The 13,543-nt window shown below is 59.6% G+C and carries 10 protein-coding genes; all 10 read left to right on the top strand.

Annotation, left to right across the window (positions count from 1 at the left end):
• Window positions 1–58 precede the first annotated feature (58 nt).
• The gene (alg8, locus tag AO388_RS10010) at window positions 59–1,540 is read left to right on the top strand and encodes a mannuronan synthase (protein ID WP_002552255.1); all 1,482 of its coding nucleotides are present in this window, start codon (window positions 59–61) and stop codon (window positions 1,538–1,540) included.
• A gap of 40 nt (window positions 1,541–1,580) precedes the next feature.
• Window positions 1,581–2,753, top strand: a complete 1,173-nt coding sequence (locus AO388_RS10005; RefSeq protein ID WP_058416386.1) for an alginate biosynthesis protein Alg44 — start codon at window positions 1,581–1,583, stop codon at window positions 2,751–2,753.
• 2 nt (window positions 2,754–2,755) lie between these two features.
• Complete coding sequence (gene algK / locus AO388_RS10000) at window positions 2,756–4,168, top strand: alginate biosynthesis TPR repeat lipoprotein AlgK (RefSeq protein WP_003433625.1); 1,413 nt, start codon at window positions 2,756–2,758, stop codon at window positions 4,166–4,168.
• A complete protein-coding gene (locus AO388_RS09995; RefSeq protein WP_003433626.1) occupies window positions 4,165–5,649 on the top strand; it encodes an alginate export family protein in 1,485 nt (494 codons plus the stop codon). Before algK ends, AO388_RS09995 begins: the two co-directional genes overlap by 4 nt.
• Before the next feature lie 26 nt (window positions 5,650–5,675).
• Window positions 5,676–7,286 carry a mannuronan 5-epimerase AlgG gene (gene algG, locus AO388_RS09990; RefSeq protein WP_003365404.1) on the top strand — a complete coding sequence of 537 codons (1,611 nt, stop codon included), beginning with the start codon at window positions 5,676–5,678 and terminating at the stop codon, window positions 7,284–7,286.
• Between the two features lie 14 nt (window positions 7,287–7,300).
• Complete coding sequence (locus AO388_RS09985; RefSeq protein WP_003433628.1) at window positions 7,301–8,740, top strand: alginate O-acetyltransferase AlgX-related protein; 1,440 nt, start codon at window positions 7,301–7,303, stop codon at window positions 8,738–8,740.
• Window positions 8,741–8,748: 8 nt separating this feature from the next.
• Window positions 8,749–9,885 carry a mannuronate-specific alginate lyase gene (locus AO388_RS09980; protein WP_003365409.1) on the top strand — a complete coding sequence of 379 codons (1,137 nt, stop codon included), beginning with the start codon at window positions 8,749–8,751 and terminating at the stop codon, window positions 9,883–9,885.
• Between the two features lie 189 nt (window positions 9,886–10,074).
• Window positions 10,075–11,631, top strand: a complete 1,557-nt coding sequence (locus tag AO388_RS09975; RefSeq protein ID WP_003365411.1) for an MBOAT family O-acyltransferase — start codon at window positions 10,075–10,077, stop codon at window positions 11,629–11,631.
• Window positions 11,632–11,641: 10 nt separating this feature from the next.
• A complete protein-coding gene (locus AO388_RS09970) occupies window positions 11,642–12,817 on the top strand; it encodes an alginate O-acetyltransferase (RefSeq protein ID WP_058397469.1) in 1,176 nt (391 codons plus the stop codon).
• Between the two features lie 12 nt (window positions 12,818–12,829).
• On the top strand, window positions 12,830–13,498 hold the full coding sequence (locus AO388_RS09965) for an alginate O-acetyltransferase AlgF (protein ID WP_054080674.1): 669 nt from the start codon (window positions 12,830–12,832) through the stop codon (window positions 13,496–13,498).
• The last annotated feature ends 45 nt before the right edge of the window (window positions 13,499–13,543 follow it).

Here is a 13,543-nt window from a genome sequence, read left to right as displayed (position 1 = left end):
CAAGCAATGTGCTTGCAGCCTGGGGCTTGAGGCTCGCAACTGACTTAGGGATACGATTATGCAGAGGCTCAAGCACGGCCTGTTACAGGCCGCAGGTTGGCTGTTCTATTTAAGTTTACTCATGGGCCTTGCCGCGGCATTGCCTACCAGTATCTTCGACTCACAGTCGAAGAACTTTATATTCCTGATTGGCGCCGTTGGTATCTGGCGCTACTCGATGGGGATCACGCACTTCGTGCGCGGGATGATTTTCCTGTACATCGTCTACCCGCACTTGCGCCGCAAGGTTCGCAAGCTGGGCAGTGCAGCAGACCCGTCCCATGTGTTTCTGATGGTCACCAGCTTCCGCATCGACGCGCTGACCACCGCACAGGTCTACAACTCGGTTATCCGCGAAGCCATCGACTGCGGCCTGCCGACGACTATCGTCTGCTCGCTGGTGGAAATGTCCGATGAGCTGCTGGTCAAGAGCATGTGGGCGAAGTTCAACCCGCCGGAGCGCGTCAAGCTGGACTTCGTACGCATTCCGGGCACCGGCAAGCGCGATGGTCTGGCCTATGGCTTCCGCGCCATCTCGCGTCACTTGCCTGACAGCCGTGCCGTGGTTGCAGTGATCGACGGCGACACCGTGCTCAACGAAGGTGTGGTCGCCAAGACCGTGCCGTGGTTCCAGCTGTTCGACAACGTCGGCGGCCTGACCACCAACGAGTTCTGTGAAGTACGTGGTGGCTACATCATGAGCGAGTGGCACAAGCTGCGTTTCGCTCAGCGTCACATCAACATGTGCTCGATGGCCCTGTCCAAACGCGTGTTGACCATGACCGGTCGCATGTCGGTGTTCCGCGCAACCGTGGTAACCGACCCCGAGTTCATTGCCGACGTGGAAAGCGACTCGCTCAATCACTGGCGCCTGGGCACCTTCCGCTTCCTGACCGGCGACGACAAGTCCAGCTGGTTCAGCCTGATGCGCCTGGGTTACGACACGTTCTACGTGCCGGACGCAGCGATCAACACCGTGGAACACCCGCCCGAGAAGAGCTTCCTGAAAGCCAGCCGCAAGCTGATGTATCGCTGGTACGGCAACAACCTGCGTCAGAACTCGCGTGCACTGGGTCTGGGCGTACGTCGCCTGGGGATTTTCACCAGCATCGTACTGTTCGACCAGCGTGTGTCGATGTGGACCTCCATCCTCGGTCTGACCGTCGCACTGATCGCCAGCTTCAAGTATGGCGGCGCGTTCCTGTTGATGTATCTGCTGTGGATCGGCATGACCCGTCTGATCCTCACCCTGCTGCTGTCCCTCTCGGGACACAGGATCGGGCCTGCCTACCCGATCATTCTCTATTACAACCAGATCGTCGGCGCGCTGATGAAGATCTATGTCTTCTTCCGCCTGGACCGCCAGTCCTGGACTCGCCAGGACACCAAACTAAGCCGCGACATGGCCAGCTTTCAGGGCTGGTTCAACACGTGGTCGTCCCGAACCATGACTTTCTCGGCTGGCACCATCTTCGTCGCTGTGCTGTTGACGATGGTTTGACCGGGCCAACGGATTAATCGCTTAAGTAGGAAAAATAGCCATGAATACAGCCGTGAATGCGAACGTCGTACATGAATCCGAAGCCCAGCGCCAACACGCGCGGATCAAGATCCCTGCCAAGCTGCGCCTGCTGAATGATCAGCCCAACGCGCCACTGGTACGTGTCGAAGACCTGTCGGCCGGTGGCCTGAGCTTCGTTGCTCCGTCCGGGCAGAAATTCAGCGAAGGGCAGATCGTCAAGGGACGCCTGCAATTCATCATCGACAACCTTGGCCTGGCCATGGACGTCGATCTGCAGGTGCGCTCGATCGACAACGCCAGCAACCGCATCGGTTGCCAGTTCCAGAATCTGGAACCTCAGGACATCGCTACCCTGCGCCACCTGATCACCTCGCACCTGTCCGGCGAAGTCGTCACCCTGGGTGAAGTGCTGGCCACGCTGCAGCGCGATAACTTCACCAAGGCACGCAAGGTCAAGGGCAAGGACAGCGGCATGAGCGCCATGGGTCGCCTGCGCGCCGTGACCTTCAGCCTGGGCGTGTTCATTGTCGGTCTGGCCGCTTTCGGCTTCATCTTCAAGACGATCTACGGCCTGTACTTCGTCAGCCATGCATCGGCCGGTCTGGTCACCATTCCAAGCATGGACGTGACCATGCCGCGTGAAGGTACCGTACAAAGCCTGGTCGCCCAGAATGGCGAAGCCGCCAAAGGCGCGCCACTGGCGTCCTTCAACACCAGCATGCTGGAAATGCTCAAGGGCAGCCTGACCGGTGAAGACCTTCAGCCGGCCAAGATCGAAGAGCTGTATGGCAAGCAGATGAGCGGCACCATGACCAGCCCGTGCGATTGCGTCGTGGCTCGCCAACTGGTTGCCGACGGTCAGTTCGCGTCCAAGGGTCAGGTGATCTTCCAACTGGTGCCACGCAACGCGCCGGCCACGGTTGAAGCTCGCTTCACCTATCGCCAGTTCAACGACGTCAAGCCAGGCACACGTGTCAGCTTCCAGATCGCTGGCGAAGACAAACTGCGCACGGGTCAGATCATCAGCAGCACCAACCTGAGCGACGCCGACCTGTCCACCGACATCCGCGTGCAGATCAAGCCTGACGAAAGCCTGAGCAGCTCGCTTGCCGGTCGCCCTGTCGAAGTGGTCAGCGATCGCGGCCCGTCCGTGAGCTGGCTGATCGATAAAGCAATGGCTGCGGGTCTGTAACCATGAACAGCCCACTACGACGCCTGTCGACCCCCACGCTACTGAGCCTCGCCGTCGCGCTCGGCCTGAGCGGCTGTGCCGGCCTGCCTGATCAACGCCTTGCCAATGAAGCCCTGAAAAACGGCGACACTGCATTGGCGGAGCAGAACTATCGGCAGCTGGCGGACCTGGGCTACAGCGACGCGCAAGTCGGCCTGGCTGATATTCAGGTCGCGACTCGCGACCCGGCTCAGCTCAAGCAGGCCGAAGCTACCTACCGCGCTGCCGCGCAGACCTCCCCCCGTGCGCAGTCGCGCCTGGGCCGTCTGCTGGCTGCCAAGCCCGACGCTACCGAAGCCGAACATCGCGAAGCCGAAGGCCTGCTGAAAAAGGCCTTCGCCAATGGCGAATCCGGCACGCTGATCCCGCTGGCGATGCTGTATCTGCAATACCCGCACACCTTCCCTGAAGTGAATGCGCAGCAGAAGATCAGTGAGTGGCGCGCTGCCGGTTATCCGGAGGCAGGTCTGGCTCAGGTGCTGCTGTATCGCACTCAAGGCACATATGCTCAACACCTCGATGAGGTCGAGAGCATCTGCAAACAGGCGCTGTCGGCCACGGATATCTGCTACGTCGAACTGGCCACTGTCTACCAGACACGTGGCCAGGCCGAGCAGCGCACGGCCTTGATCGAAAAGCTCAAGAGCGACTACGCCGCTGGCCGCGTCAATGCTCAACGTGTGGACAGCGTCGCGCGTGTACTGGGTGACTCCACCATCGGTACACCAGACGAAAAGACCGCTCAGCAATTGCTGGAAAACGTTGCGCCGGGCTACCCGATCTCGTGGGTCACGCTGGCCAAACTGCTTTACGACTTCCCCGAACTGGGTGACGTCAACAAGATGATGGAATACCTGAACAACGGCCGCGCGGCAGACCAGCCTCGCGCCGAGCTGCTGCTTGGACGCCTGTACTACGAAGGTAAATGGGTCACGCCCGATGCCTTCAAGGCCGAGGAGCACCTGAAGAAAGCCACCGCCACGGAAATCTCTGCCCATTACTACCTGGGTCAGATCTACCGTCGCGGCTACCTGGGCCAGGTCTACTCGCAAAAAGCCGTGGACGAGCTGCTGACCGCCGCCCGTGGTGGCCAGAACAGCGCCGACTTCGCCCTTGCGCAACTGTTCTCGCAGGGCAAGGGCACTATGCCCGACCCGGTCAACGCCTGGGTGTTCGCGCAACTGGCGCTGGCCAGTCAGACCCCGCAAGCGACCGAGCTTGCCGAGGCCCTCAATACACAACTGCCGCCTGAAAAGCTCGCCACCGCCAAAGACCTGTTGGCACGCGAGCAAAAAGTCCGGGGCGCTAACGCCACTCAGAACGCGATGGCATTGCAGGCCCTGCAAGAAGAAAAAGACGGTGAGGAAGCATTATGAAGTTGAATCCCCTGATGGCCGCCGGCATGGGCCTTGGCTTCACCCTGTTGTGGGCCTGCCCGACACTGGCAGCGCTGACCGAACAACCGCAAAATTTCGGTATCGAAATCAAAGCCACGGCGCAGGCCGAGGATGATCGCGATCTGGGCACCCGTTCGGGCGGCGACGTCAACGGTGTGGGCCTGGATCTGCGTCCCTGGGTCTATGGCGAGCGCGGCGACTGGAGCGGTTACGCGATGGGCCAGGTGGTCACCGCCACCGACATCATTCAGACCGACCCGCTGGAGCAGAGCAACAGCGACGGCAGCGGCACCCAGACTTCGCGTGGCACGGCCAGCGAGCGCGAAGCCGACAAGACCTACGCCGCACTGCGTGAGTTCTGGATCGGCTACAGCGGTTTCACGCCCTACCCTGGCGAGATCCTGAAAGTCGGTCGTCAGCGTCTGCGCAACGACGACGGTCAATGGCACGACACCAATATCGAGGCCATCAACTGGTCGTTCGATACCACGCTGCTGCGCGCTGAACTGGGTGCTGCCCAGCGTTTCAGCGAATACCGCACCGACCTGACCGAACTGGCACCTGACGACGAAGATCGCAAGCACCTGTTCGGCTCGGTCAGCTACCAGTGGACACCAGGCCATTGGGCCGGTATCCGTGCTCACCACAGTGCCGACGACGGCAAGCTCAAGTCGCAGGGCCAGGTGCTGGATGATCTGGACAAGACCTCCAATGGCGATCTGACCTGGGTCGGCCTGCAGGCTGACAGCGATGCCTACAACTATCGCAGCAACACCAATCAGCTCAACTACTGGGGCAGCCTGACCTGGCTGAACGGAACGCGCGACGAGATCGGCGTGACCTCCGCTCCCAACGACCAGTTCATCGCCGGCGAAAAGAACAGCCGTGACATGAATGGCTGGGCCACCGACCTGGGCCTGCGCCTGCGTCTGGACCCACAATGGCAAGTCGGCGCCGCCTACTCGCGCGCCAGCAAGGACTACGTCCAGAACGGTCTGGAAAGTAACCGCTCCAACTGGACCGGTACGCGTTCGCGCATCCATCGTTTCGGTGAAGCCTTCCAGGGCGAAATGGCCAACGTGGAAACCGGCTCGCTGTTCGCCTCCTGGCAGATGAACGAGGAATACGACGCGTCGCTGATCTACCACAAGTTCCGTCGCGTGGACGGCAACACCGGTATCGGTGGCTCGGGCATCAACGCGGTGAACGACAACCAGAACGGTACGTTCAGCTCGCTGCCGCTGGAAGACGGCAGCAAGGACCTGGGTCAGGAAATGGACCTGGTCGTGACCAAGTACTTCAAGCAAGGCCTGCTGCCGGCTTCGCTGAGCCAGTCGTTCGATGAACCTTCGGCACTGGTGCGCCTGCGCGCAGGTGTCTTCAAGCCAGGCGACGCGTATCAGAACAACGTGGACAGCTACATGCACCGCGCTGTTGTCGACGTCATCTGGCGCTTCTGATGCGAACCGCCAAAGGAGTGCCAGAGATGAACAGTCATACAAGCAACGGGCGTAGCCGACACTGGCCGCACACCCTGCTCGAAAGCGCACTGCTGACCAGCGCCCTGCTGCTGGCCAGCGGTGTGGCGCTGGCCAACGCGCCTGTCGTACCCGACACACAGAAGGCGGTGGTCAAGGAGTTGCACCAGGCCAAGACCTACACCATCACCAGCCCGCCGACCGAGCCGTTGGAAATGGCCAAGCCGGTGTTGCCCGACCTCAAGGGCTACACCGCCGAAGCCGCCCTGAAAAAGATCGTGCGCAACAAACCGGGCAAGGTCACTGTTTCACGGATGATGGAAGAAACCGGCCTGAAGGAATTCATCGGCGGCGATAACAAGATGGCCGAATGGGTCAACCGTCAGCGCGGCATCCCCCAGGCCATCATGATTTCCGACGGCTACGTGAGCCTGCAGGACCTGGCCAGGAAGGTGCCCAAGCAGTTCCTCAACGAGGTTTCGCCAGGTGTCTACGTGGCGCGCCTGCCAATCCTGATCAAGGAAACCGGGATCTTCGAGATCGACAGCAAGACCAAGGAATTGCGTCTGTCTCAGGAAAAGGGCTCGTTCATCGTCAGTGAAGGCAAGATGCTGATCACTCACACTCAGGTCAACGCCTGGAGTGAAACCCGCAACAGCCTGGCGACCTATCGCAAGCCTGAAGAGTTTCGCCCTTTCCTGCTGACCTGGGGTGGCTCGGAAACCTGGATCGCCAATACCAAAATGGCGAGCATGGGCTACGACCAGAGCAAGTCCTATGGCATCAGTATTTCCCAGTACACACCCAACACCGCGAAGATTCTCAAGCGTGCCGAACCGACGGGCTGGATCATCGATTCAGAGTTCTCGGACATGTGGTACGGCTTCTACTGCTATGAAACCCGCGACTTCGTGGTCAAAGGCAACACCTACCGCGACAACATCATTTACGGCATTGACCCGCACGACCGTTCGCACGGTCTGATCATCGCCGAAAACGACGTTTACGGGACCAAGAAGAAGCACGGGATCATCATTTCCCGGGAAGTCGACAACAGCTTCATCTTCCGCAACAAGAGCCACAACAACAAATTGTCCGGCGTGGTTCTGGACCGTAACAGCGTCGGCAACATCGTCGCCTACAACGAGATTTACCAGAACCACACTGACGGCATCACCCTGTACGAAAGCGGCAACAACCTGCTGTGGGGCAATCGCGTGATCGCCAACCGCCGCCACGGTATCCGCGTGCGTAACAGCGTGAATATCAAGCTGTACGAGAACGTCGCCATGGGCAACGGCCTGATGGGCGTTTACGGCCACATCAAGGACTTGAGCGACACTGACCGCGACATTGAGCTCGATCCGTTCGACGCTCAGGTATCGCTGATCATGGTTGGCGGCGAACTGTCCAGCAATGGTTCCGGCCCGCTGTCCATCGACTCGCCACTGAGTGTCGAGCTGTATCGCGTCTCGATGCTGATGCCTACCAAAGAAGTCGGCATCAGCCTCAACGGCGTCCTCGGTGAGCGCCAGGACGAAATCCTCGACCTGCTGGTACGCCAGAAGAAAGCCGTATTGATCGACCCCGTCGAAAGCCAGACCGAGCTGCGGGAATGAGAAAGGGTATTGTTATGCACGCACATCTGATCAAGCTGTTGAGCCTGTCCAGCCTCACCGCCGCCTTGATGGCCGCCGCTGGTGTCGCTCGGGCAGACGACTCGCAAGCGCCGACGTTCAAGGCCGAGCCTTGCTGCTCGCTGTGCCCGGCCGCGCATGATGCGAAAAACTACACCACGCGCTATCAGCAGAACTTCACCACGCTGGTCCAGGCTCAGGGTGACTGGCTGTTCCGGACTCAGGAAGACCTGCGCACCGAGTTCGACACCACGCCTGCCGGCTATCGCCGCATGAAACAACTGCACGATGCGTTCAAGAGCAAAGGCGTCGAACTGGTCGTGGTGTATCAGCCGACCCGTGGCCTGGTGGATCGCAACAAATTGTTCCCGGCCGAACGCGACAAGTTCGACTACGACAAGGCGCTGAAAAACTATCAGGCCATGCTTGGCCGCTTCAGCAAGATGGGCTACTGGGTCCCTGACCTGTCGCCGTTGACCAACGAGCAGCAGGCGCATGACTTCTACTTCCGCGGTGACCAGCACTGGACGCCGTATGGCGCACAGCGTACGGCGAAGATCGTCGCCGAAACCGTGAAAAGGATTCCGGCCTACGGCGATATCCCCAAGCGTGAGTTCGAAAGCCATATTTCCGGACGCATGGGCAAGACGGGCACTTTGCACAATATGGCAGGTCAATTGTGCGGTACCAGCTACGCGATCCAGTACATGGACCAGTTCACCACCGAGCCCAAGGGTGAGGCGGGCGACGGCGACCTGTTCGGCGATTCCGGTAACCCGGAAATCACCCTGGTCGGTACCAGCCACAGTGGCAAGAACTACAACTTCGCGGGCTTCCTGCAGGAATACATGGGCGCTGACGTGTTGAACGTGGCGTTCCCTGGTGGTGGCCTGGAAGGTTCGATGCTGCAGTACCTGGGCAGTGAAGACTTTCAGAAGCGTCCGCCGAAGATTCTCATCTGGGAATTCTCGCCGCTGTATCGCCTGGATCAGGAGACCATCTATCGCCAGATGATGTCGCTGCTGGACAACGGCTGTGAAGGCAAGCCTGCCGTCATGAGCGCCAGCACCACGCTTAAGCCGGGTACCAACGAACTGCTGGTCAATGGCAAGAATGGCATCAAGGACATTCGCAACGGCAGCAATCAGATCGACATCAAGTTTGACGACACCTCGGTGAAAGTCCTTCAGGCCAGACTCTGGTACATGAACGGTCGCCATGAGGATCTGAAAATCGAGAAACCGGAAACGTCAGACACCGATGGACGCTTCGCCTTTGAATTGCGCGAGGATGAGGATTGGGCCAACCAGCAACTGCTGGCGCTGGAAGTCCAGGGACCGGAAGCAGGCACGGCACCACAAAAAGTCGAAGCCAAAGTATGCAAACGCAACGTGTTCCCGAGCGCTGCGACACACACCGCTCAAGCCGGACTATGAGGTGACTTATGCAGACTCCTAAACTGATACGCCCTACCCTGCTGTCGATGGCAATCCTGTCATCGATGGCGTGGGCCACGGGCGCGTCCGCCGCACTGGTTCCACCCAAGGGCTATGACGCCCCGATCGAAAAAATGAAGACGGGCGATCACAACTTCAGCTGTGAAGCCATTCCAAAGCCCTACACCGACAAGCTGGTCTTCCGCAGCAAGTACGAGGGTTCGGACAAGGCACGCGCAACGCTCAATGCGGTATCCGAAGAAGCGTTCCGCGACGCGACCAAGGACATCACCACCCTTGAGCGTGGCGTCAGCAAAGTCGTGATGCAGTACATGCGCGACGGTCGTCCGGAACAACTCGATTGTGCGCTGAACATGATGACCACCTGGGCCAAGGCCGATGCGCTGGAGTCGCGCGAGTTCAACCACACCGGCAAATCCATGCGCAAATGGGCACTGGGCAGCATGTCCTCCGCCTACCTGCGTCTGAAGTTCTCCGAGTCGCACCCGCTGGCCAATCGTCAGCAGGACGCGAAGATCATCGAGACCTGGTTCAGCAAGCTGGCCGATCAGGTGGTCAGCGACTGGAGCAATCTGCCGCTGGAAAAAATCAACAACCACTCGTACTGGGCTGCCTGGTCGGTGATGGCAACCGCTGTCGCCACCAATCGTCAGGACCTGTTCGACTGGGCCGTGAAGGAATACAAGGTCGCTGCCAATCAAGTGGACAAGGACGGTTTCCTGCCCAACGAGATGAAGCGCCGTCAGCGGGCACTGTCGTATCACAACTATGCACTGCCGCCGCTCGCGATGATTGCCAGCTTCGCCCAGGCCAATGGCGTGGACCTGCGTCCGGAAAACAATGGCGCCTTGAAGCGTCTGGGCGACCGGGTGCTGGCCGGCGTCAAGGATCCTTCGATTTTCGCTGAACACAACGGCGAGAAACAGGACATGACGGACCTGAAGAAAGATCCGAAATTCGCCTGGCTCGAACCGTACTGCTCGCTCTACACCTGCAGCCCGGATGTGCTTGAAGAGAAACACGAAAAGCAGCCATTCAAGACATTCCGTCTGGGCGGTGACCTGACCAAGGTCTACGACCCGACGCACGAGAAAGGCGACAAGGGCGATAACGACGGTTCGTGATTCACAGAGTTCTTTGTGGGAGCGCGCTTGCTCGCGAAGAGGCACGCCCAGGCGCTGAATCCGTAAGACCGGACCTCGCCTGAGCTGCCTCACCGACAAGCCGTAACGCGACGTGTTTTACCCCCCAATTTCAACGGGGGGTTTGGGGGGGCTTTAGCCCTTGAATGTTGGACAAACGGAGAGATAAGGATGGTTTTCTCATCCAACGTGTTCCTGTTCCTGTTCATGCCGATTTTCCTCGGCTTGTACTACCTGAGCGGGCAACGCTATCGCAATCTGCTGCTGCTGATTGCCAGCTATATCTTCTACGCCTGGTGGCGAGTGGACTTTCTGGCGCTGTTCGTCGGCGTGACCGTCTGGAACTACTGGATCGGTCTCAAGGTAGGCGCAGCAGGTGTGCGGACCAAGCCGGCACAGAAATGGTTGCTGCTTGGCGTAATAGTGGACCTGTGTATTCTGGGCTACTTCAAATACGCCAACTTCGGCGTGGACAGCATCAACGCAGCCATGACCTCGATGGGTCTGGAACCGTTCATCCTGACTCACGTGCTGTTGCCGATCGGTATCTCGTTCTATGTCTTCGAGTCCATCAGCTACATCATCGACGTTTACCGCGGCGATACTCCGGCCACGCGCAATCTGATCGACTTCGCTGCATTCGTCGCGATCTTCCCGCACCTGATCGCCGGCCCTGTGCTGCGTTTCCGCGATCTGGCCGACCAGTTCAACAACCGTACACACACGCTGGACAAGTTCTCCGAAGGTGCCACGCGCTTCATGCAGGGCTTCATCAAGAAAGTGTTCATCGCCGACACCCTGGCGGTGGTCGCCGACCACTGCTTCGCCCTGCAAAACCCGACCACCGGCGATGCCTGGCTGGGTGCGCTGGCCTACACCGCGCAACTGTATTTCGACTTCTCCGGTTACAGCGATATGGCTATCGGTCTGGGTCTGATGATGGGTTTCCGCTTCATGGAAAACTTCAAACAGCCCTACATCAGCCAATCGATCACCGAGTTCTGGCGTCGCTGGCACATCAGCCTGTCCACCTGGCTGCGTGACTATCTGTACATCACGCTGGGCGGCAACCGCGGCGGCAAATTCGCGACCTACCGCAACCTGTTCCTGACCATGCTGCTCGGCGGTCTGTGGCACGGTGCCAACGTCACCTACATCATCTGGGGTGCCTGGCACGGCATGTGGCTGGCGATCGAAAAAGCGGTCGGTATCAACACCAAACCCTACAGTTTCAACCCGATCCGCTGGGCACTGACCTTCCTGCTGGTGGTCATAGGCTGGGTCATCTTCCGCGCTGAAAACCTGCATGTCGCCGGTCGTATGTACAGCGCCATGTTCAGCTTCGGCGAGTGGCAGCTGTCGGAACTCAACCGCGCCAGCCTGACCGGTCTGCAAGTGGCAACACTGGTGGTGGCGTATCTGACGCTGGCGTTCTTCGGTCTGCGCGACTTCTACCAGAACCGCGAAAAAGACACCGGCAAGAGCGCCAAGGCTGACGGTCCTGCGACCGCTCAACCGGGCACCATCAAGGCCGTTCCCGGCGATGCTCCCGGCAGTCTGCACCTGCCAGGCTACACCGTGGGCAGCGAAGCTCAGGTGCAGCCCGCGTACTGGGTTGCCGACTGGCCACGTTACGCCATGCGTGCACTGATCCTGCTGCTGTTCGTGGCTTCGATTCTCAAACTTTCGGCGCAAAGCTTCTCGCCGTTCCTTTACTTCCAGTTCTGAGGAGCCTGACATGACGCGTTCATTACGAATCCTCTACATCGCCATCTTCCTGGCCATTCTGCTGGTCCTGGGCGTCTGGTCGCTGCGCAGCTTCAGCACCTTCTCGACGTCGGCAGAGACCACTGTGCTCAACGGCAAATGGACCAAGGCGGCGGAAACTCATTACGACGATGAGTTCCCGATCAAGCGCCTGGGCACCAACCTCTGGGCGGCGCTGGATTTCAAACTGTTCAACGAAGGTCGTCCGGGCGTCGTGCTCGGCAAGGACCAGTGGTTGTACACCGACGAAGAGTTCGATGCGGTTGCCAACGGCGAGCAGAACGAAGCCGACAACCTGGCGATCATTCAGGGTGTGCGTGACGCGCTGGAAAAACAGGGCACCAAACTGGTCCTGGCGATCGTTCCGGCGAAGACCCGTCTGTACCCGGAACACATCGGTGACAACAAGCCTGCCAGCCTGCACACCGACCTGTATCAGCAGTTCCACGCGCAGGTCGCCAAGGCCGGGATCTTTGCCCCGGACTTGCTGGTGCCGCTGCAAGCTGCCAAGCAACAGGGCCAGGTTTTCCTGCGCACCGACACCCACTGGACGCCAATGGGTGCCGAAGTCGCCGCGCAGCAACTGAGCGCCGCGATTGCCCAGAAAACACCACTGGAAGGTGAACCTGAGCAGTTCGTCACACAAGCCAAGGGAACCGAAGCCTACAAAGGTGACCTGACTACATTCCTGCCGCTCGATCCGTTGTTCAGCAACATGCTGCCCAAGCCGGACGAGTTGCAGAAACGCAGTACCGATCCGGTAGCAGGCGAAGCGGCAGGCGGTGACGCACTGTTCGCAGACAGCGACATCCCGGTGGGTCTGGTGGGCACCAGCTACAGCGCCAACCCTAACTGGAACTTCGTCGGCGCCTTGAAAGAAGCGCTGCGCAGCGATGTCGTCAACTACGCCGAAGACGGCCATGGCCCGATCCTGCCGATGCTCAAGTACCTGCAGACCGACGCCTTTAAGAACACCCCGCCGCAAGTGGTGATCTGGGAGTTCCCGGAGCGCTACCTGCCGGCACACAACGATCTTGGCGAGTTCGATCCGAAGTGGATCGCCGAGCTGAAGAAATCGCGTGACACCCAAGAAAACGTGGCGCTCAACGCCAAACAATCCGAGTCGCCCAACCGGGCGCAAAACTGAGAGGACTGACTCATGACTTTCAACACTACTGCCAACCGTTCGGCCGCAAAACGCATTTTCAAAACCTGCGCAATGGCCGCAGGTCTGGGCCTGATGTCCCTGCAGGCTTTCGCCGGTGACTCCGCCCTGTACGGCCCGACCGCACCGAAAGGCTCGACCTTCGTGCGTGTCTACAACGCCAGCAACGCTGAAATCAGCGCCACCGTTGGCAACACCAATCTCAACGAAGTGGCGCCACTGGGCAGCACTGCGTTCAGCTTCATGCCGCAGGGCGACTACACCGCCAAGCTGGGCAGCCAGAGCCTGCCGGTGAAACTGGCGGGTGATCACTACTACACCATCGTCAACAACGCCAGCGGCAAGCCACAGCTGGTCGAAGAGCCACCGTTCAAGAACAAGCAGAAATCCCTGGTTCGCGTGCAGAACCTGAGCGACAAGTCGCTGACCCTGAAAACTGCTGACGGCAAGACCGAAGTGGTCAACACCGTTGCGGCCAAAGGCACCGGCGAGCGTGAAATCAACCCGGTCAAAGTCAGCCTGGCGCTGTACGACGGCGACAAGAAAGTCACCGATTTGAAACCTGTGGCACTGGAGCGTGGCGAAGCCGCTGTGCTCTACATCACCGGCAGTGGCAGCAGCCTCTCGCCAGTGTGGGTCAAGCCACCGGTTGCTACCCGCTAAACGGATTATGCCGGTCGGTTCAGGGCATCAGCGTTGAACCGACCC

It is taken from the genome of Pseudomonas sp. ICMP 10191 (assembly GCF_001467335.1).
GTDB lineage: Bacteria > Pseudomonadota > Gammaproteobacteria > Pseudomonadales > Pseudomonadaceae > Aquipseudomonas > Aquipseudomonas cerasi.
This window is presented reverse-complemented; position numbering and strand designations above follow the sequence as displayed.

Bases quoted from the DNA above. Each gene is read 5' to 3' on its own strand.
- AO388_RS09980 (WP_003365409.1), top strand. From the start codon at position 8,749: ATGCAGACTCCTAAACTGATACGCCCTACCCTGCTGTCGATGGCAATC.
- AO388_RS09965 (WP_054080674.1), top strand. From the start codon at position 12,830: ATGACTTTCAACACTACTGCCAACCGTTCGGCCGCAAAACGCATTTTC.
- AO388_RS09985 (WP_003433628.1), top strand. From the start codon at position 7,301: ATGCACGCACATCTGATCAAGCTGTTGAGCCTGTCCAGCCTCACCGCC.
- AO388_RS09975 (WP_003365411.1), top strand. From the start codon at position 10,075: ATGGTTTTCTCATCCAACGTGTTCCTGTTCCTGTTCATGCCGATTTTC.
- AO388_RS09995 (WP_003433626.1), top strand. From the start codon at position 4,165: ATGAAGTTGAATCCCCTGATGGCCGCCGGCATGGGCCTTGGCTTCACC.
- AO388_RS10005 (WP_058416386.1), top strand. From the start codon at position 1,581: ATGAATACAGCCGTGAATGCGAACGTCGTACATGAATCCGAAGCCCAG.
- AO388_RS09970 (WP_058397469.1), top strand. From the start codon at position 11,642: ATGACGCGTTCATTACGAATCCTCTACATCGCCATCTTCCTGGCCATT.
- alg8 (WP_002552255.1), top strand. From the start codon at position 59: ATGCAGAGGCTCAAGCACGGCCTGTTACAGGCCGCAGGTTGGCTGTTC.
- algG (WP_003365404.1), top strand. From the start codon at position 5,676: ATGAACAGTCATACAAGCAACGGGCGTAGCCGACACTGGCCGCACACC.
- algK (WP_003433625.1), top strand. From the start codon at position 2,756: ATGAACAGCCCACTACGACGCCTGTCGACCCCCACGCTACTGAGCCTC.